The sequence below is a fragment of the Pseudomonas sp. MF6396 genome (genome assembly GCF_002018915.1).
Classification (GTDB): Bacteria; Pseudomonadota; Gammaproteobacteria; order Pseudomonadales; family Pseudomonadaceae; genus Aquipseudomonas; species Aquipseudomonas palmensis.
This window is the reverse complement of sequence record NZ_MVOK01000015.1, coordinates 99,425-122,357: the sequence shown is the minus strand read 5'-3', so window position 1 is coordinate 122,357 and position 22,933 is coordinate 99,425. Positions and strand designations below refer to the sequence as shown.

Genomic DNA, 22,933 nt, shown 5'->3' with positions numbered 1-22,933 from the left:
GGTGGCCTCACCGCAATGCTCAGTCGGCTGTCAGCACGTCCCTTCTGGCCGGCAACACTTCCAGCTCCCCGAACGACACCGACGCATCCACGTAGCGCAGCGCCGATTTCACGTCGCGCCAGCCCACGTGGGCCATCAGCGCTTTCATGTCCCAGCCATTGCCACTGGCCCAGGTGGCAAAGCCACGACGCAGCGAGTGGCTGCTGTAGAGGCTGGCGGGTAGCCCGCCATCTGCAAAAATCCGCCTCAGCAGTACGATCAGGCTGCCACTGTTGAGCGCCTGCTCGCCCAGGTTGCCCCAGCGATCGAGCTTGCGAAACACCGGCCCGCGGGCGATGCCCGCCACGCTGATCCAGTCGATGTAGGCCTGTACCGGGCACAGGCTCTTCAGGGCAGGGGTGCGATGACTGACCCCGCGGCCCTGCCGGTCCCCTTTGCTTTGCGCCAGGTACAGCTGCATGCCCACGCCCGCCTGGGCCTGAATGTGCTCCACGCGCAGGCGCGCCAGTTCATCGCCCCTGAACCCTCGCCAGAACCCGATCAGCAGCAGGGCGACATCGCGCCGTGCGCGCAGCAGCTCGGGCAGGCAGTGCGCCTGTTGCGCCTGTGCGGCCTTGGCGTGCAGTGCGTCGACCGTGCGCTGCAGGTGTTCCAGGGTCAGGGCGGCTGCCTGGCGCTCCTGCGCCGGGTGCACCGCGCGTATGCCCTTGAGCATCTGGCGCACCAGCGGCGCCTTGGTGGGGTCGGGAAAGCCCTGGCTGGTGTGCCACTGGCCCAGCGCGGCCAGGCGTTGGCGCAAGGTGTTGATCGAGTGCTGCTCGGCGTAATCGGCCAGGTAGCGCGCGATGCTGTCGGCCGTGGCCGGTAGAAAGCCACCCCAGCTCACCTCGAAATGCTCCACGGCCGCGCGATAGCTGCGCCGCGTGTTGTCCCTTACGGCTGCGTCCAGGTAGCGATCGAGCTTGTTCATCGGCAGGTTCTCCATCGGTGTACGGCTGAGCGACTGCAACCGGGCGTTTTTTGCCTATCACATGTGATAAGCCGTGATTATTTCATCTTTTATTCTGATTTCTATAGGCATTTTTTCAATTTCATTTAGTATGTATCTACATAGTACGTACCACATTACGAAATAGTAGGAGCACCCATGGCCCGTGGCGGTATCAACAAGGCAATCGTGCAGAAGGCGCGTCAGGCGCTATTGGCCCGTGGCGAACACCCCAGTATCGATGCCGTACGTATCGAGCTGGGCAACACCGGGTCCAAGACCACGATTCACCGCTACCTCAAGGAGCTGGACGCGCAGCAACCGACACTGGCAGCGGACAAGCCGGGCATGAGCGAAGCCCTGGCCAACCTGGTCAGTCAGCTGGCCCAGCAACTGGTGGAGGAGGGCGACGCACGTATCGAAGCGGCGCAGAACGTGTTCGACCATGAAAAGGCGGCGTTGCAGGGCGAACTGCAGGCGATCCAGCAGGCGCTGGCGACCCTGCAGCAGCAACACCAGATTCAGGCCGAGGCGCTGGCGGGTGAGTCGGCGCAGTTGGCCACGACCCGCAGTACCCTGCAGACCGAGCAGACGCGCAATGCCACCTTGAATCAGGCGGTAGGTGAGTTGAACCTGCGCCTGAACGACAAGGACGAGCAGATCCAGTCGCTGGAAGACAAGCACCAGCATGCCCGCGATGCACTGGAGCATTACCGCACCGCCACCCGTGAGCAGCGCGAGCAGGATCAGCGCCGGCATGAGGCGCAGGTGCAGCAGTTGCAGGTCGAGGTGCGTCAGTTGCAGCAGAGCCTGATCGTCAAGCAGGACGAACTGACGCGGCTCAACCGCGACAACGAGCGCTTGCTGGTGGAGGCGCGTCAGGTGCAGCGTGAGCGGCAGGCGCTGCAGGACCAGCAGGCGCAAACGGCACAGGAGATCAAGACCTTGATGGCCAGCCTGGCGCAGTCGCTGGGTGCGCGGGAGGAGCTGTTGCGGCAGAACCAGGTGCTGGGGCAGCAGGTGGAGCAGGGGGCGGGTGAACAACGCCAGCAACAGCAGGTGATTGAGCAATTGCAGGCGCAGGTCGAGCAGCGCGATGCAGAGCTGGAGGCCTTGAAGGCAAAGGAGCAAGCCTCAGACCAAGCTGAAGCCGAGCAGACAGGGCTGCAGACTCACCCCTGACAGGGCAGGGTGCGTTGCAGCGAATCTAGGAGCCGGCCTTGCCGGCGTCTTGGGGCGCCAGCTAGTCGCGCAATGACAAGCGCATCGCACACCGCCCCTGCAACCCTCGCGAAGCCTCGTACGCCATCTGCCGGCGCAACATACCGCTTAACGACGCCTCTTCCAGCCTCTCGAAACCCAACCGTGCATAAAACGGTGCATTCCACGGCACCGCCACAAAGGTGGTGAGGGTCAGGGCCGCGAAGCCCTGGGCCTCGGCATGCGCGCGCACGGCCGCAATCAATCGCCGACCCAGGCCCTGGCCTTGCTGCGCATGATCCACCGCCAGCTCTTCGATGTGCAGCGACTCATCGAACGCGCTGGCACACACGAACCCAATTGGGCGGTCCCGCCCATCCACCACCACCCACTCGAGCCCGGCAGCCATGAACTCCAGGTGCTCGACGCTACTGAGCACCGTGTGCTCGGCAATCCACGCCAGTGCCGGCACTTGCACAAAGGCCTGGGCCGCAGAGCGCTCTATGTCAGGCAGCAGGGGAGCATCGGTAGGGGTGGCCAGGCGAATGGAAAAGGACATCGGGCACGCTCTGCAATGGGAACCCACGCAGTCTGTGCAAAGCACCAGGGTTGTGCAAGCGCCCCTGGCATGGGCAATACGGGGGCACGCTTTTTCCTTGCCAGTGGCGACATAAATCATAATTTCGCTAATACCCGGCGGCGCACAGAATGCGGGCAACCCCCTCATGCAGAAGCGCACAGCCATGACCGTTGAAAAAACCCGAATTGATACGCTTGTAGTAGGCGCCGGTCAGGCCGGCGTGGCCATGAGTGAGCACCTGGGCCGCCTCGGGGTGCAGCACCTGGTGCTGGAACGCAACCGCATCGCCGAAGCCTGGCGCACCGGTCGCTGGGACTCGCTGGTGGCCAACGGCCCGGCCTGGCACGACCGCTTCCCGGGCCTGGAATTCGAAGGCCTGGATGCCGACGCCTTCGCCGGCAAGGATCAGGTGGCGGCCTACTTCGAGACCTATGCCAAGAAGATCGACGCGCCCATTCGTACCGGTGTCGAAGTGCTCAAGGTCGAACGCAACGAAGGTCGCCCGGGCTTTACGGTGCAGACCTCCACGGGCCTGATCGAGGCCAACCAGGTGGTGGTGGCCACCGGGCCGTTCCAGCGCCCGGTGATCCCGCCTATCGCCCCGCAGCTTCCCGGCATCACCCAGCTGCATTCGGCCGACTACCACAACCCCCGGCAATTGCCCGAAGGCGCGGTGCTGGTGGTGGGCGCGGGCTCCTCGGGTGTGCAGATCGCCGATGAACTGCAGCGCGCCGGCAAGCAGGTGTACCTGTCGGTGGGCGCGCACGATCGCCCGCCACGTGCCTACCGCAATCGCGACTTCTGCTGGTGGCTGGGGGTGCTCGGCCTGTGGGACGCCGAAGGCGTGCAGCCCGGCAAGGAGCACGTGACCATCGCGGTCAGCGGTGCCCGTGGCGGACATACCGTGGACTTTCGCAAGCTGGCCCACCAGGGCATCACGCTGGTGGGCCTGACCCGCGCATTCGATCAAGGTGTGGTCAGCTTCGAGGCCAACCTAGCCGAGAACATCGCCCGCGGCGACGAGAACTACCTGGCGCTGCTCGATGCCGCCGACGACTACATTGCACGCAACGGCCTGGACCTGCCCGGAGAACCCGAAGCACGCCACATGCTGCCCGACCCGCAGTGCCTGACCCAACCGATTCTTGAGCTGGACCTGGCCAAGGCCGGTGTCAGCTCGATCATCTGGGCCACCGGTTACTCGACCGACTACAGCTGGCTGAAGGTCGATGCCTTCAAGCCCGACGGCAAGCCACAGCATCAGCGCGGTGTGTCCCGCGAACCGGGGATCTATTTCGTCGGCCTGCCGTGGCTGTCGCGCCGTGGCTCCGCCTTTATCTGGGGCGTGTGGCACGACGCCCGGCACATCGCCGAGCACATCGTGAAACAGCGCACCTATTTCGACTACCGCGACGCCGCGCAACGCGAGGCTGCCGCCCACTGTGATTCCAACGTCCAGAAACTGGGAGTACGTTGATGCCTACCCATACCCGCATCCGCATGTTCAACACCAAGGATACCTACCCCAACCAGACCCTGGACAACGACCTGTGCCAGGCCGTGCGTGCCGGCAACACGGTCTACGTGCGTGGCCAGGTGGGCACCGATTTCGACGGTCAACTGGTCGGCCTTGGCGACCCGCGGGCCCAGGCCGAGCAGGCCATGCGCAACGTCAAGCAACTGCTCGAAGAAGCCGGCAGCGACCTGAGCCACATCGTCAAGACCACCACCTACCTGATCGACCCGCGCTACCGCGAGCCGGTGTACCAGGAGGTCGGCAAATGGCTCAAGGGCGTGTTTCCGATTTCAACCGGGCTGGTGGTCAGTGCCCTGGGCCAACCGCAATGGCTGATGGAAATCGACGTGATCGCGGTGATCCCCGAATAAGGAGCGGCACATGACTTTTTCTATCGTCGGACGCTGCGCCGAAACCGGTCAGCTGGGTATCGCCATCAGCTCGTCGAGCATCGCCGTGGGCGCGCGTTGCCCCTGGCTGCGCGCCGGCGTGGGCGCGGTGTCGAGCCAGAACATCACGTTGCCGGCGCTGGGCCCGCAGATACTCGATGGCCTGGCCGACGGGCTGGCACCTGCCACGGCCCTGGACCAGGCGCTGTCGAGCAATGGCTATGGCCAGTACCGTCAGGTAGCGGTGGTGGATGCCCAGGGGCGCACCGCACTCTTCAGTGGCAGCCACGCACTGGGCACCCACAATGCAGTGGCAGGCGATCAATGCGTGGCCGCCGGCAACCTGCTGGCCAGCAGCGCGGTGATCGAACGCATGGTCGAGGCCTTCGAGCGCAGCGAGGGCTGCCTGGCCGCCCGGTTGCTCACGGCATTGCAGGCGGGGCAGGCCGCAGGCGGCGAGGCCGGGGCGGTGCACTCGGCGGCACTGTCGGTGGTCGGCGACCTGACCTGGCCGATCGTCGACCTGCGGGTGGACTGGGCCGACGAGAATCCCATCGGCGAACTGCACAAACTGTGGACCGCCTATGAACCCCAGTTGCAGGACTACCTGACCCGCGCCCTGGACCCGACGCAGGCGCCCAGCTACGGAGTGCCCGGCGATGAGTGAATGGCGCAGCCGCACCCTGCTGGCGCAGCTGGTCGGCTTCGCCACGGTGAGCCGGGATTCGAACCTGGCGCTGATCGAGTTCGTGCGCGATTACCTAGACGATCTGGGGGTGGACTGCGAGCTGATCTACAACGCCGAACGCACCAAGGCCAACCTGCTGGCCAGCATCGGCCCGGGTGTGGAGGGTGGCGTGGTGCTGTCCGGACACACCGATGTGGTACCGGTGGACGGCCAGGCCTGGACGGTGCCGCCGTTCGACCTGAGCGAGCAGGACGGCAAGCTGTACGGCCGGGGCACTGCCGACATGAAAGGCTACCTGGCCTCGGTGCTGGCGGCGGTGCCGCTGTTTCTGGCAAGCCCGTTGCGCCGCCCGGTACACCTGGCGTTTTCGTATGACGAAGAGGTGGGTTGCCTGGGGGTACGCAGCCTGCTCGAGGTGTTGCCACGGCGTATCCCGATGCCGGCGCTGTGCCTGATCGGCGAACCCACCGAACTCAAGCCGGTGCTCGGGCACAAGGGCAAGCTGGCCATGCGCTGCCATGTGCACGGCGCGGCCTGTCATTCGGCCTACGCGCCCTATGGCGTCAACGCCATCGAGCAGGCGGCGCGGCTGATCGGCCAGCTGGGCGCAATCGGTACGCGCCTGGCGGCGCCGGAGCTTCACGACGAACGATTTGACCCGGCATTTTCGACCGTGCAGGTGGGCACGATCCAGGGCGGCACGGCGCTGAACATCGTGCCGGCCGATTGCCGTTTCGATTTCGAGGTGCGGGCGCTGCCGGCGTTCGCCCCGCAAGCGGTGGCCGATGAATTGCAGGCGTTTGCCGCGCGTGAAGTAGTGCCGGCGATGCAGGCGGTCAATGCCGACAGCGGCATTCGTTTCGAAGCGCTGTCGAGCTACCCGGGGCTTGCCACGCCACCGGACAGCGCGGCGGCGCAGCTGATTGCCCGGCTGTGCGGCAGCGATGCCTTCAGCACGGTGGCCTTTGGCACCGAAGGCGGGCTGTTCGACCAGGCCGGGATACCGGCGGTGGTCTGCGGGCCGGGCAGCATGGACCAGGGACACAAGCCGGACGAATACGTCAGCGTCGAACAGCTGGCTGGTTGTGACCGGTTGATGGAGCGTCTGGCGGCGTTTTTGAGCGAGACATAACACACAGATCGGCATACGAGCCGGCCAACGTTGCACCTTTTACTGCCGTAGAGCAGGACGACCGTACCCGCGGTCGCCTAACAAAACCCCGCCGGCGCGCACGAGCGTGCCGGCCTAGTCGAGGAAGTGAGCCATGACCCGATCCTTGCGTTGCAGCGTTCCGTTTGCCCTGGCCCTGTTGAGCAGTACCGTGTTTGCCGCCCCGCAGAACCTGACCGTCATCTCGTTTGGCGGCGCCACCAAGCAGGCACAGGAAAAGGCCTACTTCCAGCCATTCAATGCCAGCGGTGCGGGCACCGTGGTGGCAGGCGAGTACAACGGCGAGCTGTCGAAAATCAAGGCCATGGTCGACGTCGGCCACACCAGCTGGGATGTGGTCGAGGTCGAAAGCCCCGAACTGTTGCGCGGCTGTGATGAAGGCCTGTTCGAGAAACTCGACCCGCAACGTTTCGGTGACCAGGCCAATTTTGTGCCCGGCACCTTCACCGAGTGCGGCGTGGCCACCTATGTATGGTCGATGGTGATGGCCTACGACCATGCCAAGCTGGCCAAGGGGCCGACCTCATGGGCGGACTTCTGGAACGTGAAGGACTTCCCCGGCAAGCGCGGCCTGCGCAAGGGAGCCAAGTACACCCTGGAGATCGCCTTGCTCGCCGACGGCGTCAAGCCCGATGAGTTGTACAAGGTGCTCGGCACCCCTGAAGGTGTGAGCCGCGCGTTCGCCAAGCTGGACCAGATCAAGTCCAACATCCAGTGGTGGGAAGCCGGGGCGCAACCTGCGCAGTGGTTGATTGCCGGCGATGTGGTGATGAGCGCGGCGTACAACGGGCGCATCGCGGCTGCGCAGAAGGAGGGCATGAAGCTGAGCATCGTATGGCCGCAGAGCCTGTTCGACCCTGAATACTGGGCGGTGGTGAAGGGTACGCCGAACAAGAAACTGGCCGAGGATTTCATTGCGTTCGCCAGCCAGCCACAGGCGCAGAAGGTGTTCTCGGAAAACATTCCGTATGGCCCGGTAAACAAGCAGACCCTGGGTTTGCTGCCAGCCGAAGTACAGAAGCAGTTGCCCACTGCCGAAGCCAACCTGGCCCAGGCGCGAGCAGTGGATGCGGCGTTCTGGGTTGACCATGGCGAGGAGCTGGAACAACGCTTCAATGCCTGGGCGGCGCGCTGATTCGAGCCAATATCCCACCCAGGCCTTAGCCCCCGCTACTGATACTTCTGTCAGTAGCGGGCTGGTGTTGCTCACCGTTACTGTTTGCCTTGCCGTTGGGCAGACAGTGGGAGAGCGACATGAACACCTTGCGACATACGCTGGCCCGGCCTGTCCGTACCGAACAAGCCCCCCTGGAACATCGAGACGCGCCGCCAGTATGCGCGTCACCAGCCCGCAATGGCAGCCAACGGCAACCCCTGAAGTGTGATCGACATGGGCAATCCTGCCAAAGGAGCCGGTGATGCCCATCCATCTTGCCACCAGAGCTTGTTGTTTGCTGGCAGCAGTACTGCTGACTGGCTGCATCCATCCGAGCCAGCAGTCGACGCCTCATGCGCCAGGCACCCAGGCGTCGAGCAGCGAGCTTTCCTCCGTCGACGCTTCGCCTGGCGAAGCCGCTGCGCGCGCACGTTGCACGCGCTACTTCGAGTCGGGGCAGTGGAGCTACCGCTACGACCCAGGCATCCGCAAGAACGCCTGGACCCTGGAGCTCACGCCTACCTATTGCGGACGACGCATCCGCCAGGACGAAACCAACGCCGCCTACGCGGAACTGTACAAGCGCTACGGCAGTGACTGGCGCTGGCGCCTCGACAACGGGGGCGGCATGCGTCGTCAGTTGGTGTGCCACCTGGCCACCGCCCGCTACAAGAAAACCTGGAACCTGGAGCCTTTTCGACCCGATGTGTCTCATCGCGTATCGGTGGCTGCCGGTTGCAATCCGACGCCACGTTGACAGGCAGTTTCAGCACTGCAGCACAAGGAGTGGACCATGAACAGGTTAAAGATGTTGATGTTTCTGGGGTGCGTAGCAGCCAGTGCGCCGGGGTTGGCACAGTGGGCGCCTGGCTCACCACGCAGCTCGCTGGAGGACGGCAACGCCACCGTAGCCGACCTCAGGTACAACTACAGCGCAGGCAACTCGCATTGCGGTGATTCAGGCAAACCGCCGTTTCTATGCAGCGGTGTCCTGATGCGCGTCACCCAGCGGCCGCAGAACCCCGGGGCATTTCGCATCTGGGACCCTAGCCCGACCTCGGCGAGAAGTGGCGGAACGTCGTTCTCCTACATACGTTACGACGCAAGGTTCAGGTCAGTGGCGTGGGGCTTCAACGACGGTCTGATCATGTATCCCCAGGACCGCAGGCCAGCGGGCAAGGACCTGCTGATGGTGCAGTGCGCCTACAGCATGGATGGCTGGAACTGGTTCAGGAACACACCCTGCGGCACCATGGTCTACGAGGGAGTTGTTTACCCACACAGCCGGCCATGCCAGAGCCAGGGCGTCACCACGCCTCAACAATGGCTCGGGATCTGGTACCAGCCCGCCAAGTACCGCCCGCTGAATCAATGCGGCTTCGACATGCGCAGGGGCGTTGCCAACAGTGCCGGTTACTTCATGCTCATGCTGCAGATGAAAAACATACTGGCCGCAGAAGGGTTCAGCGAGCAGAACGAACTTGTTGTTACGACATGGCCGGCGGGTCGTGCCAGAACCCTGCCCATCCAGGCATTCTTCTATATGCCAGTGGGTGTGCCTGCCCACTGGCCGGCAGGGGTACCGAACGGGCTGGCCGCTGCCAGGCTCAACCAGAAGGAGTTTCGGGCCGACACCGGCATCATCGTGCCCATTGTGCGGCTGACGCCACCTGCCAACATCAATGATCACTTTCGCTTCGACTTTATCGTTGCCGATCAAGCCGAAACAGGTTCGACCGGGGTCGTGCCTCCGAAACCGGTGCCAGGCCGCTGCCCGCGCTACATAGACTCGGTGAAATGGGGCGCGATCAATGGCAACCAGTGGAGCCTGGAAATCAAGCCTTCCGCCTGTACCCGCACTATCGCCGCAGACCAGACCGACCTGGCGTTCCAGGAGCTGCTGAACAAGGCCGGCAGTGACCGGCAGTGGAGCAACACCAACAGCATGCGTCGCCAGTTCGTCTGCCTGCTGACCACGTACCGAACCAAAGCATCCTGGTTCATCGAGCCGCATCGCCCTTATGTGTCCCACGAGGCGGCGGTCAAGGCCAACTGCAACCCCTAGGTTGTTGCAGGCCCGCACTTTATTGCGGCCGAGCACAGGTCGTGAGTTGTCGCTTTATTGATACCTGCTGAAACTAAGCACTTGGCAGGCGGACGCAGTTACAGCGTGCAGTGATCGGCCCGCTTTCACGCCAGCCACAGCCTGAACTGCTCCTTGCAGTAATCCACGAACAACTGCGCAGGCTTGGTCAGCTGCGCACGTTTGAGCCAGGCGGCCACCAGTGCCGAACCGGTCACGTCTTCGGCGATATCCACGCACACCAGTGGCTGGCCGTCATAGCTGATGGTGGAACGTGGCCGCGTCACCAGCAGTGCGAAGCCGAAACCCTGGCCGACCATGCCGCGCACCATCTCGATAGAGGGCGAGCCGAACACGATGTTCGGGTTCAGGCCCAGTTCCTCGAAAATGCTCACGAAATAGGTACGGCTGGGTTGCACGTCCAGCAGGATCATCGGCTCAAGTACCAGGTCGCGCAGCGAGACCTGGGCCTGACCGGCGAAGCGATGGCCGGCAGGCAGCAGGGCGTAGGGCCTTTGCGGTGCGGTCAGCGGCTCGGTTTCGATGGTGCTGTCCAGGTCATGCTGGTAGAAGATCGCCAGGTCGAAGCGGCCGGCCGTCAGCCCCTGTACCAGCTCTTGCTGTTCGCCATCGCGCAGGCGAATTTCCACGCCCGGAAAGCGTTGGCGAAACCCGGCGATCAGCCGCGGCAGATAGAGTGGGGCGACGGTTTCGAAACAGCCGATGTCGATCTGCCCACTCACCACGTCGTTGTCCGCCAGGGCGTTCTGCTCGAACTCATGGGCCATGCGCAGCAGTTCCTGAGCCTTGCGGTAGAACCGCGCACCGCCCGGGGTCAGTGAAACCCCCTGGGCATGATGCCGAATCAGCAACTGTACGCCGAACCCGTCTTCGAGCCCCTTGATGGCCGTGGATATCGATGGCTGTGCGATGTACAGCTTGCGCGAGGCTTCGGCCACGCTGCCGCATTCGACCGTGGTGACGAAATATCTAAGCTGACGCAGGGTATAGGACGCCACGCAAACACCTCAGGTTGTAGTTTTTGCCTACCTTACCGCGTGCTGGCCTTGCGTGCCCCGCAGGTTGCAGCGGATTTTGCGGGGCACAGAGCATATTTTTCCTTCGCTGGCGAGTACGCGGCCCCTGACCATTGATCGGCTGGCTGGCACCTACCACGTCCAGGGGCCTCGAAAAACTGCAGGGCCCGCATTTGTCGGACCACGACCTGAGGTGACCGCCATGGCTATCGATCCACGCCCGCAGGATGACCCCCTGTGGAAGGACCCGCTCAACGACCCGCGACGCGAACACGACCCGGTGACTGACCCGAACGTGCGTGGCGACGACGATCGCCGCGAACACCCTAACGACGTCGAGGGCATTCCCGACACCAACCCGTCAGTGCCCGAACCTGACGAGCCGACGCCACTGTCGGATGAACGACGCTGAACCTGTACCGGAGGACGCCAAGCATGATTCATGACCCGCGCAACCGCGAGCCCGTTGCTGAAGACCAGCCACAACCGCTGCCGCAAACCTGGAAACGCCCGGACGATGGCAAGAGCCTGCCTGAACGCGATGTGGAGGTGCCGTTGCAGGATGCCGGACGCCCGGACGAAGGAGGGCAGGAGCAGAGCAATACACCCGAACCTCACAAGGAAAACCCCTACAGCCCTGACTTCAAGCCACAACGTGAGCGCAAGCCGCGCACTGATGCCGATATCGATACCGATGGTGGCTAGCAGGCGATTTTGTGCTGCGATGATTTTAACGAACCGTTGAAAATTAAACTTTATGTTGATATTTTCTCGGTTCGTTTTTTCTTGTGGTGCGCTCGATGGCCCTCGATACAACCCCTGAACGCCAGCTGGTGCTGGGCGTACTGCACGCAACGGTGCAGATGCTTGGCACTGTGCTGGGACGCACCACCGAGGTGGTCCTGCACGACCTGACCCGGCCGGAACATTCGGTGATTGCCATTGCCAACGGGCATGTCAGTGGGCGTCAGATCGGCAGCCCGGTACTGGCCGGGCCTCGTGAAGACCAGGGGTTCAATGCCGTGCTGCAGGCCCTGCGCGACAAGGGCAGCCATACCCCGGTGGTGGTGGGCAACTACCCGAGCCTGGGCCGCGACGGCAAGACCCTGCGCAGTGCCACTGCGGTGTTCCGCGACGCCTTGGGCGAGCCCTATGCCAGCCTGTGCGTGAACACCGACTTCAGTGGCATCGCCGCCGCCCAGGCGTGCCTGGAACAGCTGCTGCCCGGCACCGGGGCAGCCCCCGGCGAGCCCACCGAGAACCAACCCGACCTCGAGCAGTTGATGGCGCAGATCATCGATGCCGCCCTGCACGACGCACGCAGCCAGGGCCGGCGTATCGCCAAGGCGCAGAAGCTCGAGGCGGTGCGCCAGATGCACGATGGCGGACTGTTCATCGTCAAGGGCGCCGTCGAGAAAGCTGCCGCCGCACTCGGGGTGACACGCTACACCATCTACAACTACCTCGATGAAATCCGCAACCGCTGAGCAAGCGTTGAAATTCAATCGATCGTCGAACTGGCCTGACCTGGAGCCTGGTATGTCCCTGCATCTCGAAACCCCTTTGGTACCTTCGCGCCCGCTCAGCCTGGCCAGCGGCCAGGACGTGTGGCTCAAGCTCGACGCCCTGCAGCCCTGTGGCTCGTTCAAGCTGCGTGGCGTGGGCCTGGCTTGCCAGGCCTATGCCAGGCAAGGCAAGCGCCGCTTCGTGTCCTCGTCGGGGGGCAACGCCGGTATTGCGGTGGCCTATGCGGGCCGCTGCCTGGGCTTGCCGGTGACCGTGGTGGTGCCGCAAACCACCACCGAGCGCGCCAGGCAGCTGATTCGCCAGGAGGACGCCGAGGTCATCGTGCACGGCAGCGCCTGGCACGAGGCCAATGCCTATGCGCAATCGCTGCTCACCGACGACGCGGCCTTCATCCACCCCTTCGACGATCCTCTGCTATGGCAAGGCCATGCCAGCCTGATCGACGAGGTGGTCATCAGTGGGTTCAAGCCCGATGCGATCGTGCTCTCGGTGGGCGGGGGCGGCCTGTTGGCCGGGGTGTGCGAGGGGTTGGCACGTAACGACTGGGCTGACGTGCCGGTATTTGCCGTGGAGACCGACGGCGCCGCCTCGCTGGCTGCCGCGATGGCCAGCAAGGCCCCGACGGCCCTGCCCGCAGTGACCAGCGTGGCGACCTCGCTGGGGGCCAAGCAGGTATGCCAGCAGGCCTTCGAACTCAGCCAGCAACGGCCGATTCACAGCCATGTGGTGACTGACGCTCAGGCGCTGGATGCCTGCGAACGTTTTCTGCTCGACCACCGTATCCTGGTGGAGCCGGCCTGTGGTGCAGCGCTGGCGCTGGCCTATGCACCGAGTGAGGTACTCAAGGCATATCAGTCGGTGCTGGTGGTGGTGTGCGGCGGGGTGACGGCCACCCACGAACAGATCCGCGAGTGGCGCGCCAGTTGCTGAAGCGGGTCAGTCCGACGCCAGCTCGAATACCTGCCAGCGTACCGAACTGACGCCTTTCTCAAGGCTCACCCGGCTGGCCAGGTGCTCGAGCTGCGAGGGCGCCTGCGGGTCGCCCATCAACTCGGCCCGCACCTCCAGCTTGGCCGGGTTGGGCAGGTCTTCACTGTGCAGCGATTGCAGGCGCAGGCCGCTGCTGCCAAAGCTGTGCAGCATCAGGCTGCGTACCTGGATCTCGTCTTCGGCGCGGCATACGATGCGCACCTCGTAACGCTGCTCGGCCTCGCTGGCCGGTAACACATCCTGCTGGTTCAGCCGCTGGGCGATGTCACGCAGCAGGATGTTGGCGCATAGCACCATCAGGCTGCCCAGGCTCGCCTCAAGCAGTAGCCCCAGGCTGCACAGCACACCGACGGCGGCGGTACACCACAGCGTGGCAGCGGTGTTCAGGCCGCGCACGTTCATGCCGTCGCGCATGATTACGCCACCGCCCAGAAAACCGATGCCCGACACCACATAGGCCGCCACCCGCGAAGCGTCGGCCGGGAGCATGCCCGGTACGGCCTGGGTCACCAGCACGAACAGGCAGGCGCCGGTGCTCACCAGCGCATTGGTGCGCAGCCCGGTGAGGCGCTGACGCAGTTGACGTTCAGCGCCGATCAGCGCCCCCAGTACCAGCGCGACAGCCACGCGCAGCAAGAATACTTTCCAATCCATGAACCACCTCAAGGCACCGGCAGACAGCCGGCGTCAGCGCACTTGTGCGCGTAAAGATTTCGGGGATGGCAACGGGTACGAGCAGCCGACACACCTCGTCACGATGAGGGGCGTCAAGCGGGGAGGGGAAATGAAGATGCGTCATCCCGCCAGGGATGCGGATCGCCACTGACCACCGTGTTCGGCGAGCAGTGGCAGAAGGGTCTGCTGGACTAGCTCGCCGGCTGTACCTGTCGCAATCGACTAGGGCAACTGTCCAATGCAGGACTCCTGTGCAGGCTTGCAAAAATGCGGGCGAGAACGTAACGCCATGGTGCGAGCCGGTCAAGGCTTTTGTTGCAAGTGAATGAGTGTGCCAGCCTGGGCAGAGGGTTCAGCACGCGTAACTTTCACTCGATGTGCCCAGTGTTGCCATACACGTTTCATGCCTTGCAACTGGCAATATTACCAGTCTGAAAACACAGGTGCTCAGCATGAACTTGTTTAACTAGCAACTTGACCGGGAGGGCAGTGATCTTACACTCTGAATGCCACGCTGCCAGATAAAGGGCATCCTCATGAACCTCCATTTTTCGCGCACCCTTATTGCTTTCACGCTTTTCGTGATAATGATTGTGCTCTCGCTGGTCATCATCCTTTTCATGAATAAGTCCACAACGCCTCCTCCTGCACCACAGGGTATTTCAGTGTTGCATTTGTACAAGAAAAACAGCGGGGGATGCACTATCCAGATGACCGTCGGCATGCATCGCTTTGCCAACAATGATTGCGACAATGACGAGATGTATAACTTCGCCGTTGAAAACCCTCGGGATGGCGTAAGGTTCGGCATTTACAATGCCGGGCACTGCAATTCGGATGAGTCCTATTCGCACTATAAAATCGTCAATCCGATCTATGGTCAGATGACTGCAAAAATAAGTGTTTCAAAGGCCCATTATGTCGCTATTGGCCAGGAGGTAACCCGGGGCATCATCTCCGAGGGCTTCAAGGATGGGAAGCTGGAGGGCAAGGTGTCCTGCGTCTATGTATCAGCCGATGGATAAAGCCCACTCCCGGCAACCCGTTCCACTCAACCGCAGGAAGCGACATCATGGCCCACGTTACAGACACTGCAGTTGCAACCTTGAGTTATTTTCTGATCGAGGCAGATGCGTTCAGAGGGCAACAGAATGCCAAAGCACATCTGTTCGCGAATGGTCGTCAAAAATCAAAAGTGATCATAACCTTACAAGCCCGTAACTCGTATGGCGAAGTGGTACTGTTACCGGTTGGCGGCCTCGAGATAATTCCGTACATCACCGCGCCCGGGGGGTGGGTTTCTGGGACGCAGCCGCCCGAAACCGGGATACTGCCTTATGATGAAGGCACCGTCAGAAGTGGCAAGACTTCAAAAAAAAAACATACTGACAGCAATGACTATCAGACCTTTGTACGCTACCTGCATTTGGACCCCAGTGTTGATGCGCGCACGGTGTTCAAGTTTGCAGCCAGGATCAGAGTGCAAAGCAGAGTCTGGACAACCAACAATCTTGATGTCCCGTATGGTGGCCAAGGCGAAGGAGGGCGTTTCAATAGCAGCGTTCAGATAGAGGCTGTAGAACCAACGCAATACAGGGTAGGGCACGGGTTGGTCGTATCCAGGCCTGTGGTGGTGTTCCAGGGCGCCTCCTCAGAGGCCGGAGGGCGTGCGGCACGTGTCGAAAATACCTACGTTACATTGCAGAACCCACGAACCGCCAATGTCGTGAAGATCCACAGCATGCAACAACCCGCCTATGGATCGTCGCTCCACTTGAACAAGGCAACCTGCATCGGAGCCCCCAACAGCACGGCATCGACCCCCACGATCGTGGGCTCAACCGAAATGATGATGGCCTACTACGACCTTCTCAGCCCCCTGAGATCACCGCGTGACGCAATCTGTATTGCGGTGGGCATGATCGCCTACTTCAACGTCGTTCTGAAGAGACTCCAGCAAAGCTACACCTACGGCATGGATGTCTATGGCAACCGCTTCGATCTGTCGGTGCACCTGCATTCCGAAGACCCGAATGCAAGCAACCAGGCACCCTGGGGGTATACCTTGACCGTTGAAGGGGTGCCTCCCCGATCATTCGAGGCGCTTGCATCTTCGCGAGCTGCGCCACCATTGGGGAGTTGGCTGTCGCAGATACGTATGAGACTAGGCTCGCCAACGGGACACCTTTACCCGAATCTGCGCCAGCAGGTGGAAGTTGTAGTGGAAATACAGCCACGCACCAATCAGGACGTCTCCCAGCAAGAGCTCGACAGCGTGTGCCTGCTGCTACGCAACGATGACGGTACCTACACTGCGCTGCAGTGCGAGGATAACGGGCAAGCCCAATGGTTCTACAGGACGGTACGCAACGCCTACGACTACTACCCAGGCACGTCAGCACAGGCCAGCGCGCATGCAGTTTCAGAGGGCGAAGCACTTGCCGTCTACACCCGCCGGTTCTACGTGCATTCCCGTGCCCTTGCGGGCACCAATGTCACCCTTTGGGCGGGCATCACCCGCATACAGGGCGCTGAAGAGTACTTCTACGTCACGGACGGCAGCGAAACCAGTTTCGACGAGCACGTCGATATCAGCACAAAGCCCATCCCTGTGTTCGGCCTTGACGACTACAGCTTTGAGCGGGAACTGATAGGCGGTGAGGGAAATTCCGATCTTTTCATCTGGGAATATGTGCTGAGCACCTGGGTGGCCTTGCGTGCCGTGGAACCTACGGGTTTCGGGATGATCCAGTGGGCCGTGCGTTCGCCCAGTGACACCCGGGCCTCCCACGTCGGCTACGCCGCCCCGGGCCACAGCGAGGTGTCCTACAACCCTCTGATCGAGCTGGGCGACGACTTCAGGCCAGTGCCCAGCGTGTCAAGGATACGCCCGCAGAGCGTCGTTGTGGTACTTCAGGGGGGCAACAACATACCGTTTCATAGCCAGTCCTCCCGAGAGCAAGGTGGCCCGCGCCCGCTGTTGTTCGTTGACGCGTATGGCAACGACCACACCTTGATGATCCATTACGCCGATACCTCTGCGTCCGGCTCACGCAGCCTGCGGCTGTCGCTGGCAACGGGTGCCGAAAGCCGGAGCGCCACGGATGACGAGGCCTGACGACGTTACCCGGCGCCTGCGCGCCGGCGCGCTCTACACCCAGGCGAGTAATTTTCTGAGCCATGTAAGCACCGGCGTGGACCCCAGAACCAGCCAGTTCACGCTGGCTTGCGAGCTGCCGGCACTGCACGCCAACCACCTTGCCGGGCCGGTCATTCAACCTGCGCTGCATTTCAGCCCACTGGGCTCGCACACCGACAGCGGGTATGGCCTCGGCTGGACGCTCGGGTTGTCCATGCTTGATTTCAATACCGGTCAGCTACGGATCAATTCGGGCGACACGTTCAAGTTCGATAGCGACCGTTCGGATTTGAGCAAGGGCGGGCAACTGGTGTTCGAAGACCAGAAGCTGTGTTCGTTCAAGGTGTTCACCGTTGACGACAGGGCTCGCTGCTTTCGCATCGACTACAAGGATGGCGTCTGCGAGTACCTCGAGGTCCAGGACAACAGCGGCATGGCCATGCTCAAGCAGATCGTTTCTGCCCAGGGGCGCCGCGCGTACCTTGAATGGCTTGCAGGCAGTGGCCCCTACCTGCTGTGGACCATCCGCGACGAGCAGCGTCTGTTGCTGGACGTCCAGCATGATAGGGATGAAACCCGCTTCGTGATGTTTCCGGGTTCTGACAGCACCACAGTCGTCACGCTGCTGCGAAGTGACCGGCTCAATGAGCTGATCCTGCCTGATGGCGGCAACCGCTGGGCCTTCACCTATTGGCAGGATCCGCAAAGCCGATTGCTGTTCCCGAGCAAGGTGCTGGGGCCGCTGGGCAGCACGGACGAAGTCGATTACGCCACGGGGAACAATGGGCTTCGGCTGCCACAGGGCGCGCCGCTGACCGCTTTGCCCAGGGTGTCCACGCATCGGCACGACCCCGGTGCGGCCCAGCCGGTGGCCTACACCACCTACGCCCTGATCGGCTCGAACAACTGCTTTGGCTACGGGGGTGTCTCGGCAGGTGAATGGGCAGACGGCAAGGACAACCTCTATCTTCTGCCACGTTATGACTATGGATGCCTGCAAACCCTGCACGACGAACAGGGGCGCAAGGTGCAAAGTGTCGAATACACCTGGAATCACTATCACCTGCAGACGCAGAAGTTAACCGTGCGCGGCGAGTGCAGGGTTTGCCAGCAGAGCGTGTACGCAGACGACCCTGCAGTGGGTTGGGACGACCAGCCGGCCTGGTGTCAGCTGCCGATTGCCCGCATTACCCGCTATGAAACCGGCAACCGGTTCAGGGAGGAACGCGACACGTGCGAATACGATGCCTATGGCAATGTACTGAACCAGCGATTCGCCGATGGGCGCAGCGAAAGCCGCGAATACTATCCGCTGGGTGGCGCGCAGGGCTGCCCGGATGACGGGGGAAGGTTCGTGCGCTGGCTCAAGCGCTTCACCACTACTGCCCCGGCACCCGATGCACGGTCAGCGGGTCATGTGGCGCACACCGACTATGCCTACGTCAGGCTGCACAAGCGCCAGGCAGAGGATCGACAGCACCTGGTGCTGGACAGCGAAGTGGCTCGGGAAGCGATTGATAGCGGGGAAGTTGAAACGGCCAGAATCCTGCAGCGTGTCGAGCAGGCAGCAGACAGCCCGTTCCATGGCCTACCGATATCCAGTGTCACGCTCTACAACGGCTACGCCGCCACCACGAATTTCCTGCGCACCTTCGAAGGCCCGTTGCTGTGCGAAACCCAGCAACGGATCAGCCATGACCACCTGGTAATCAGCTCATCGACCCTGCGCCACGTGCTGACGGGCCTGACCATCGAAGAACGCAACGAACACGGTACCGTGACCCGTTTTGACCACGACGCACTGGGCCGCACCATACGCCGCATAGAAAGCGCGAACACGCCGTATGCGACCAGCACCCGCTGTACCTACCAGCTGGTTGGCCTGCAGCGTGATCGAACGGTGTACGTCGAGCAGACCGATAGCAACGGCCAGCGCCTGCGTGTGGAGCTGGATGGTCAGGGACGCCCGGTGCGCGAACTGCTCGAGTTTCTGGACAGCCCCGGTGCCCCCCTGCGTGAAGTGCGCCGAGTGACCTACGACGTACAGGGCAATGTCACCAGTGAGACCTCGCAGGACTGGGCTGCCGCCCAGAACACCCCGTTTTGTAGCAGTACGGTGCTCACCGCCTACGATGACTGGGGCTCCGCATGCCGGGTGCAGCATGCAGACGGCACGGTGGACCATACAAAGCACGACCCCATCCAGCGTACCCAAGTGTCCTGGCAACAGAGCGCCACCGGGGAGCAAGGGCCTCGCACCACGCTGTACCTGAATGCAAGCGGCAGTGTCGAACGTGTGGAGCTGCATGAGCCTGGGGGTGGCCCGTTGTTGCGCCGGGAGCGCTGGACACTCGATGCGCTTCAGCGTCCGGTAGCCCATACGATAGAAACGCCCGATGGCGAGCAGCGCACCACGTCCACCGTCTACGACCGTGACGGCCGGGTCGCGCAGCGTACCCTGCAAGACCACAGCCGCGTGAAATGGCGCTTCGCACCCCACAGCGATGGCGATGCCATAGCAACCCTTTCACTATGCACCGCAACCCGCGAGACGTTGCTGCTCAAGCAGACATTCGATGGCCTGGATCGCCCCCTGACGCGCGATTGCGGCGGGCAGCAGGAAACCCTGGCGTATGTGCCGGGGCAGATTCCTCCCGAAGCACTCACACGCTCCAACGGCAGTGTTACGCATTTCGGCTATGAACCCGAGCTGGATTATCAGCTCAAGCGCATCGCGCGGCCGAGCGAAAACAGTGAAAGTACCTTCACCTACAGCCCGCCCCACGGTCGCCTTACCCGGGCCACCGACGGGCTGGGGCAGATAGATTGGGATTTCACCGCCTCGGGTGTGACCAGTGCCGAGCACTGGCACCATGCAGGACAGCCCCATACCTGCGGCTGGCAGTATTCGTTGAACGGTCGCGTGCTGTCGTTTGCCGATGTACACGGCCAGATGACTTACTGCACCTACGATGCCGTGGGGCGTATCAGTGGCCAGCACTGCGGCCCGCTGGCCTTGCAACTGGGCTACGACGCATTCGGTCGGTTGGCGCAGACCCTCACCACCGACGGCCAGCACGGCCAGTCCCAGCAGCAGACCCTGACCTACGACCTCCTGGGCCGTGCGTGCACCCGAACATGGGTGTGCCATGGTATCTCGGGTATGCAGCGCTTTCGCCAGCGCTTGCGCTGGACCCAGCAGGATCAGGTGGCGACACGCACGTGGGAATCGCTGGAGGCGGAGCAGGCTACCTTGTTGAGCGAAGAGCACTACCGCTACGACGTGCGCAATCGCCTGGTCGAAGCCACCACGCAAGGGCCTCATCTGGTCACCGACCCCCGCACCGGGCAGCGCATTCGTCGCCAGACGTTCTGTTTCAATGCGCTCGACGGTTATGAACAGATCGACACCGAGTACGAGAATGGTCAATGCAACCACATGAGGTTCGCCTACGACAGCGATGTGGCTGCAGATCGTCCGGTTCAGATCACCCACAGCTGGCCGCAGGCTCTGATCATCGACCTTGAATACGACGCCGCTGGTCAACTGACAAGGGAGCGGCATGACGGACAACTGTGGCGGGCATTGTCCTGGGACAGCCAGGGGCACCTGACGCGCCGGGAGGACGGCACCAGTACCTGCGACTATGCGTATGACCCGCTGGGCCGTCTGATCGAGACCCGCGTCAATGGCACCACGAGCCACCGTTTTTATGACGGCCAGCGTATGGTCAACGAGCAGAGCGACCAGGGCTGGTTGACCTTGATGCGTGCGGGCAGCACCGTGTTCGCCCAGACCCTGCTGAGCCAGGCGGTACGCACGGTTGTGATCAGCGCCAGCGATGGGCAAGGCAGCGTGCAGATTGAAACCGGCGACAGCAATTGCTTTGTGGGTTACAGCGCACATGGCCTGGACAACGGCACCGCGCAAAGCCGGGTGGGCTACGCCGGAGAAGTGCGCGAAACCGACAGTCTGTTGTACATGCCCGGCAGCAACCGCCCTTACGACCCGTGCCTGTTCATGTTCCTCAGCCCCGACAGTGCAAGCCCCGATGGTGCGGGCGGCTTGAACCGCTATGCGTACTGCAGCGGCGACCCGGTCAACCGCGTTGACCCGGACGGGCATGCGTGGTGGAACTGGGTCGTGGCTGGTATCGGGCTGGTGATGGGGGCGATTGCAGTGGTCGTGACTGCCGGCACCGCAGCGCCTGCGGTAGGTGCGGCGTACACAGCTTTGCTCGGTGCCGGTGCGAGTACTGCAGGTGCTGCGGCAGGCGCTGTCGCGGCAGTGGCCACCACATCCATTGCAGGAGCCGTATCGGTGGCAGCGGTAGCGGTGGAAGCCATTGCCCTGGGTAGCGGAGCTGCGTCGATGGCGCTTGAGGCCAGTGGCAACGAAAAGGCTGCTGGCATTCTGGGCTGGATATCGTTCGGAACAGGCCTGGCTTCGTTAGGTATGTCGATTGGGTCGTCTGCGCCAAAAGTTGCCGCGAAGGCCAATCGCCTAGTGGGTGGCCTGCGCAATGGTCAACTCCTGAAAAGAAGCGCTTCGAAGTTTTCCAGCCTGCCGACTGTGACCACGCAACCCCTGAGTTCGGCACCGAAGGGGGCCTGGAAAAGCTTTTCGACGGGGCAGGATAAAATCATCTTCGGTAGCAATCGACCCGTTGCAGGAAAAAACTTCAATACGCCCCTGAATTATTTCCGCCGTAGAACGAGTGTGAATGCCGTTCCACGGGAGATCTTGATTTTTTCGGGCTCTCACGGCGCACCCGATGGAGCCAACTGGGCCAGTAATGGCATCCGCAGATCAACCTTGATCAATTCAGATTTTTTCCTATCGGATACGGCGACCCATGGTGGCGCAGTGGGAGGAAGAGTGAGGGTAGTCGACCTCAAGGGAATGACGGAGGTGGAGTTTGGCCGCTACCTGAACAATAACGATAGCCATGTGATTCTCGGCTTTTGCTTTGGAATAAATGATCAGGCATTGAGGTTCTACAAGAACCTGGCACCGGTGACGAGTTACGTACCGTAGGGTATTGGGTATGGAAAACTAGGTACGTAACGGCAAATAGGGCAACAGGCGTTGGGTTTCACTGCGCACCACCGCATAGCATTCACAACTCAGTCGTTCCAGCTGCGGCCGATCGAGCACCTTGATGTGCCCGCGGCTGTACTCGATCACCCCCAGGCGCTGCAACTTGCCGGCCGCATCGGTGACGCCTTCGCGGCGCACGCCCAGCATGTTGGCGATCAGCTCCTGGGTCATGTTCAGCTCGTTACCGGTCAGGCGGTCCAGCGACAGCAGCAGCCAGCGGCACAACTGCTGATCGATCGAGTGGTGGCGATTGCACACGGCGGTCTGTGCCATCTGGGTGATCAGCGACTGGGTGTAGCGCAACATCAGCAGCAACAGCTCGCCATGGCGGTCGAACTCGTCCTTGAGCCGCTGGCCCGGCAAGCGCCAGGCAAGCCCGGCACTTTGCACCACGGCACGGTTGGAGGTGCTTTCGCCGCCCATGAACACCGCAATGCCCACCAGCCCCTCATTGCCCACCACGCAGATCTCCGCCGAGGCGCCGTTTTCCATGACATACAGCAGCGAAACGATGGCATCGGTGGGAAAGTACACATGCGTCAGCCTGTCGCCTGGCTCGTAGATCACCTTGCCCAGCGGCAAGGCAACCTGCTCAAGGTGCGGCAGCAGCCGCTCGCGTACCGGGTCGGGCAGGGCGGCGAGCAGATGGTTCTGCCCGCTGGCTGGATCATGGGACATGGGGCCGGCATCCAT

Annotated in this window: 20 protein-coding genes; 15 read left to right on the top strand and 5 right to left on the bottom strand. The window is 62.4% G+C overall.

What is annotated here, in order from left to right; all coding sequences use genetic code 11:
* Positions 1–19: 19 nt before the first annotated feature.
* Positions 20–970: a site-specific integrase gene (locus MF6396_RS16725; protein ID WP_102063810.1), complete on the bottom strand. Its 951-nt coding sequence runs from the start codon at positions 968–970 to the stop codon at positions 20–22.
* A gap of 177 nt (positions 971–1,147) precedes the next feature.
* Between MF6396_RS16725 and MF6396_RS16720 the strand changes: the two genes are divergently transcribed.
* The gene (locus MF6396_RS16720) at positions 1,148–2,170 is read left to right on the top strand and encodes a DNA-binding protein (protein ID WP_078480988.1); all 1,023 of its coding nucleotides are present in this window, start codon (positions 1,148–1,150) and stop codon (positions 2,168–2,170) included.
* A 61-nt stretch (positions 2,171–2,231) separates the two neighbouring features.
* On the opposite strand, the gene MF6396_RS16715 is transcribed toward MF6396_RS16720, so the two are convergent.
* Entirely contained in the window at positions 2,232–2,747 is a 516-nt protein-coding gene (locus MF6396_RS16715; protein WP_078480987.1) for a GNAT family N-acetyltransferase, read from the bottom strand.
* Between the two features lie 166 nt (positions 2,748–2,913).
* On the opposite strand from MF6396_RS16715, the gene MF6396_RS16710 reads away from it, so the two are divergent.
* The 7 genes from MF6396_RS16710 (at position 2,914) to MF6396_RS16680 (ending at position 9,753) form a co-directional block, all read left to right on the top strand.
* On the top strand, positions 2,914–4,245 hold the full coding sequence (locus tag MF6396_RS16710; RefSeq protein WP_443217208.1) for a flavin-containing monooxygenase: 1,332 nt from the start codon (positions 2,914–2,916) through the stop codon (positions 4,243–4,245).
* Positions 4,245–4,655: a RidA family protein gene (locus tag MF6396_RS16705; protein ID WP_003182257.1), complete on the top strand. Its 411-nt coding sequence runs from the start codon at positions 4,245–4,247 to the stop codon at positions 4,653–4,655. The genes MF6396_RS16710 and MF6396_RS16705 overlap by 1 nt, the downstream gene beginning before the upstream one ends.
* Before the next feature lie 10 nt (positions 4,656–4,665).
* Positions 4,666–5,340, top strand: a complete 675-nt coding sequence (locus tag MF6396_RS16700; RefSeq protein WP_043862778.1) for a DUF1028 domain-containing protein — start codon at positions 4,666–4,668, stop codon at positions 5,338–5,340.
* Positions 5,333–6,493, top strand: a complete 1,161-nt coding sequence (argE, locus tag MF6396_RS16695) for an acetylornithine deacetylase (protein ID WP_043862779.1) — start codon at positions 5,333–5,335, stop codon at positions 6,491–6,493. The genes MF6396_RS16700 and argE overlap by 8 nt, the downstream gene beginning before the upstream one ends.
* A 133-nt stretch (positions 6,494–6,626) precedes the next feature.
* Positions 6,627–7,667 (top strand): ABC transporter substrate-binding protein, encoded by a 1,041-nt coding sequence (locus tag MF6396_RS16690; protein ID WP_058540187.1) that lies wholly within the window; start codon positions 6,627–6,629, stop codon positions 7,665–7,667.
* Positions 7,668–7,950: 283 nt separating this feature from the next.
* A complete protein-coding gene (locus tag MF6396_RS16685) occupies positions 7,951–8,445 on the top strand; it encodes a DUF2599 domain-containing protein (RefSeq protein WP_078480985.1) in 495 nt (164 codons plus the stop codon).
* Between the two features lie 36 nt (positions 8,446–8,481).
* Positions 8,482–9,753 (top strand): DUF2599 domain-containing protein, encoded by a 1,272-nt coding sequence (locus MF6396_RS16680; RefSeq protein ID WP_078480984.1) that lies wholly within the window; start codon positions 8,482–8,484, stop codon positions 9,751–9,753.
* A gap of 125 nt (positions 9,754–9,878) precedes the next feature.
* Here MF6396_RS16680 and MF6396_RS16675 read toward each other — a convergent pair whose 3' ends face one another.
* Positions 9,879–10,790: a LysR substrate-binding domain-containing protein gene (locus tag MF6396_RS16675; RefSeq protein WP_043862783.1), complete on the bottom strand. Its 912-nt coding sequence runs from the start codon at positions 10,788–10,790 to the stop codon at positions 9,879–9,881.
* A 220-nt stretch (positions 10,791–11,010) separates the two neighbouring features.
* Here MF6396_RS16675 and MF6396_RS16670 point away from each other — a divergent pair, with 220 nt between their 5' ends.
* From MF6396_RS16670 to MF6396_RS16655, 4 genes are all read left to right on the top strand, one after another.
* Positions 11,011–11,220, top strand: a complete 210-nt coding sequence (locus MF6396_RS16670) for a hypothetical protein (RefSeq protein WP_043862784.1) — start codon at positions 11,011–11,013, stop codon at positions 11,218–11,220.
* Positions 11,221–11,243: 23 nt separating this feature from the next.
* Positions 11,244–11,513 carry a hypothetical protein gene (locus MF6396_RS16665; RefSeq protein WP_043862785.1) on the top strand — a complete coding sequence of 90 codons (270 nt, stop codon included), beginning with the start codon at positions 11,244–11,246 and terminating at the stop codon, positions 11,511–11,513.
* A gap of 95 nt (positions 11,514–11,608) precedes the next feature.
* Positions 11,609–12,295 carry a helix-turn-helix transcriptional regulator gene (locus MF6396_RS16660; RefSeq protein WP_054914513.1) on the top strand — a complete coding sequence of 229 codons (687 nt, stop codon included), beginning with the start codon at positions 11,609–11,611 and terminating at the stop codon, positions 12,293–12,295.
* A gap of 52 nt (positions 12,296–12,347) precedes the next feature.
* Positions 12,348–13,265 carry a pyridoxal-phosphate dependent enzyme gene (locus MF6396_RS16655; RefSeq protein WP_043862786.1) on the top strand — a complete coding sequence of 306 codons (918 nt, stop codon included), beginning with the start codon at positions 12,348–12,350 and terminating at the stop codon, positions 13,263–13,265.
* A gap of 6 nt (positions 13,266–13,271) precedes the next feature.
* Here the strand turns inward: MF6396_RS16655 and MF6396_RS16650 are convergent, their stop codons facing one another.
* Positions 13,272–13,979 carry an MgtC/SapB family protein gene (locus MF6396_RS16650; protein ID WP_043862787.1) on the bottom strand — a complete coding sequence of 236 codons (708 nt, stop codon included), beginning with the start codon at positions 13,977–13,979 and terminating at the stop codon, positions 13,272–13,274.
* A gap of 557 nt (positions 13,980–14,536) precedes the next feature.
* On the opposite strand from MF6396_RS16650, the gene MF6396_RS16645 reads away from it, so the two are divergent.
* From MF6396_RS16645 to MF6396_RS16635, 3 genes are read left to right on the top strand one after another with little or no spacing between them, the layout of a single operon-like run.
* Positions 14,537–15,025 (top strand): hypothetical protein, encoded by a 489-nt coding sequence (locus MF6396_RS16645; RefSeq protein WP_146095014.1) that lies wholly within the window; start codon positions 14,537–14,539, stop codon positions 15,023–15,025.
* Between the two features lie 47 nt (positions 15,026–15,072).
* Positions 15,073–17,118, top strand: coding sequence for a hypothetical protein (locus MF6396_RS16640; protein ID WP_078480981.1), 2,046 nt, complete (start codon positions 15,073–15,075; stop codon positions 17,116–17,118).
* The gene (locus MF6396_RS16635; protein ID WP_078480979.1) at positions 17,105–22,177 is read left to right on the top strand and encodes an RHS repeat-associated core domain-containing protein; all 5,073 of its coding nucleotides are present in this window, start codon (positions 17,105–17,107) and stop codon (positions 22,175–22,177) included. Before MF6396_RS16640 ends, MF6396_RS16635 begins: the two co-directional genes overlap by 14 nt.
* Positions 22,178–22,195: 18 nt before the next feature.
* On the opposite strand, the gene MF6396_RS16630 is transcribed toward MF6396_RS16635, so the two are convergent.
* Complete coding sequence (locus MF6396_RS16630; protein ID WP_043862791.1) at positions 22,196–22,918, bottom strand: Crp/Fnr family transcriptional regulator; 723 nt, start codon at positions 22,916–22,918, stop codon at positions 22,196–22,198.
* Between the last annotated feature and the right edge of the window lie 15 nt (positions 22,919–22,933).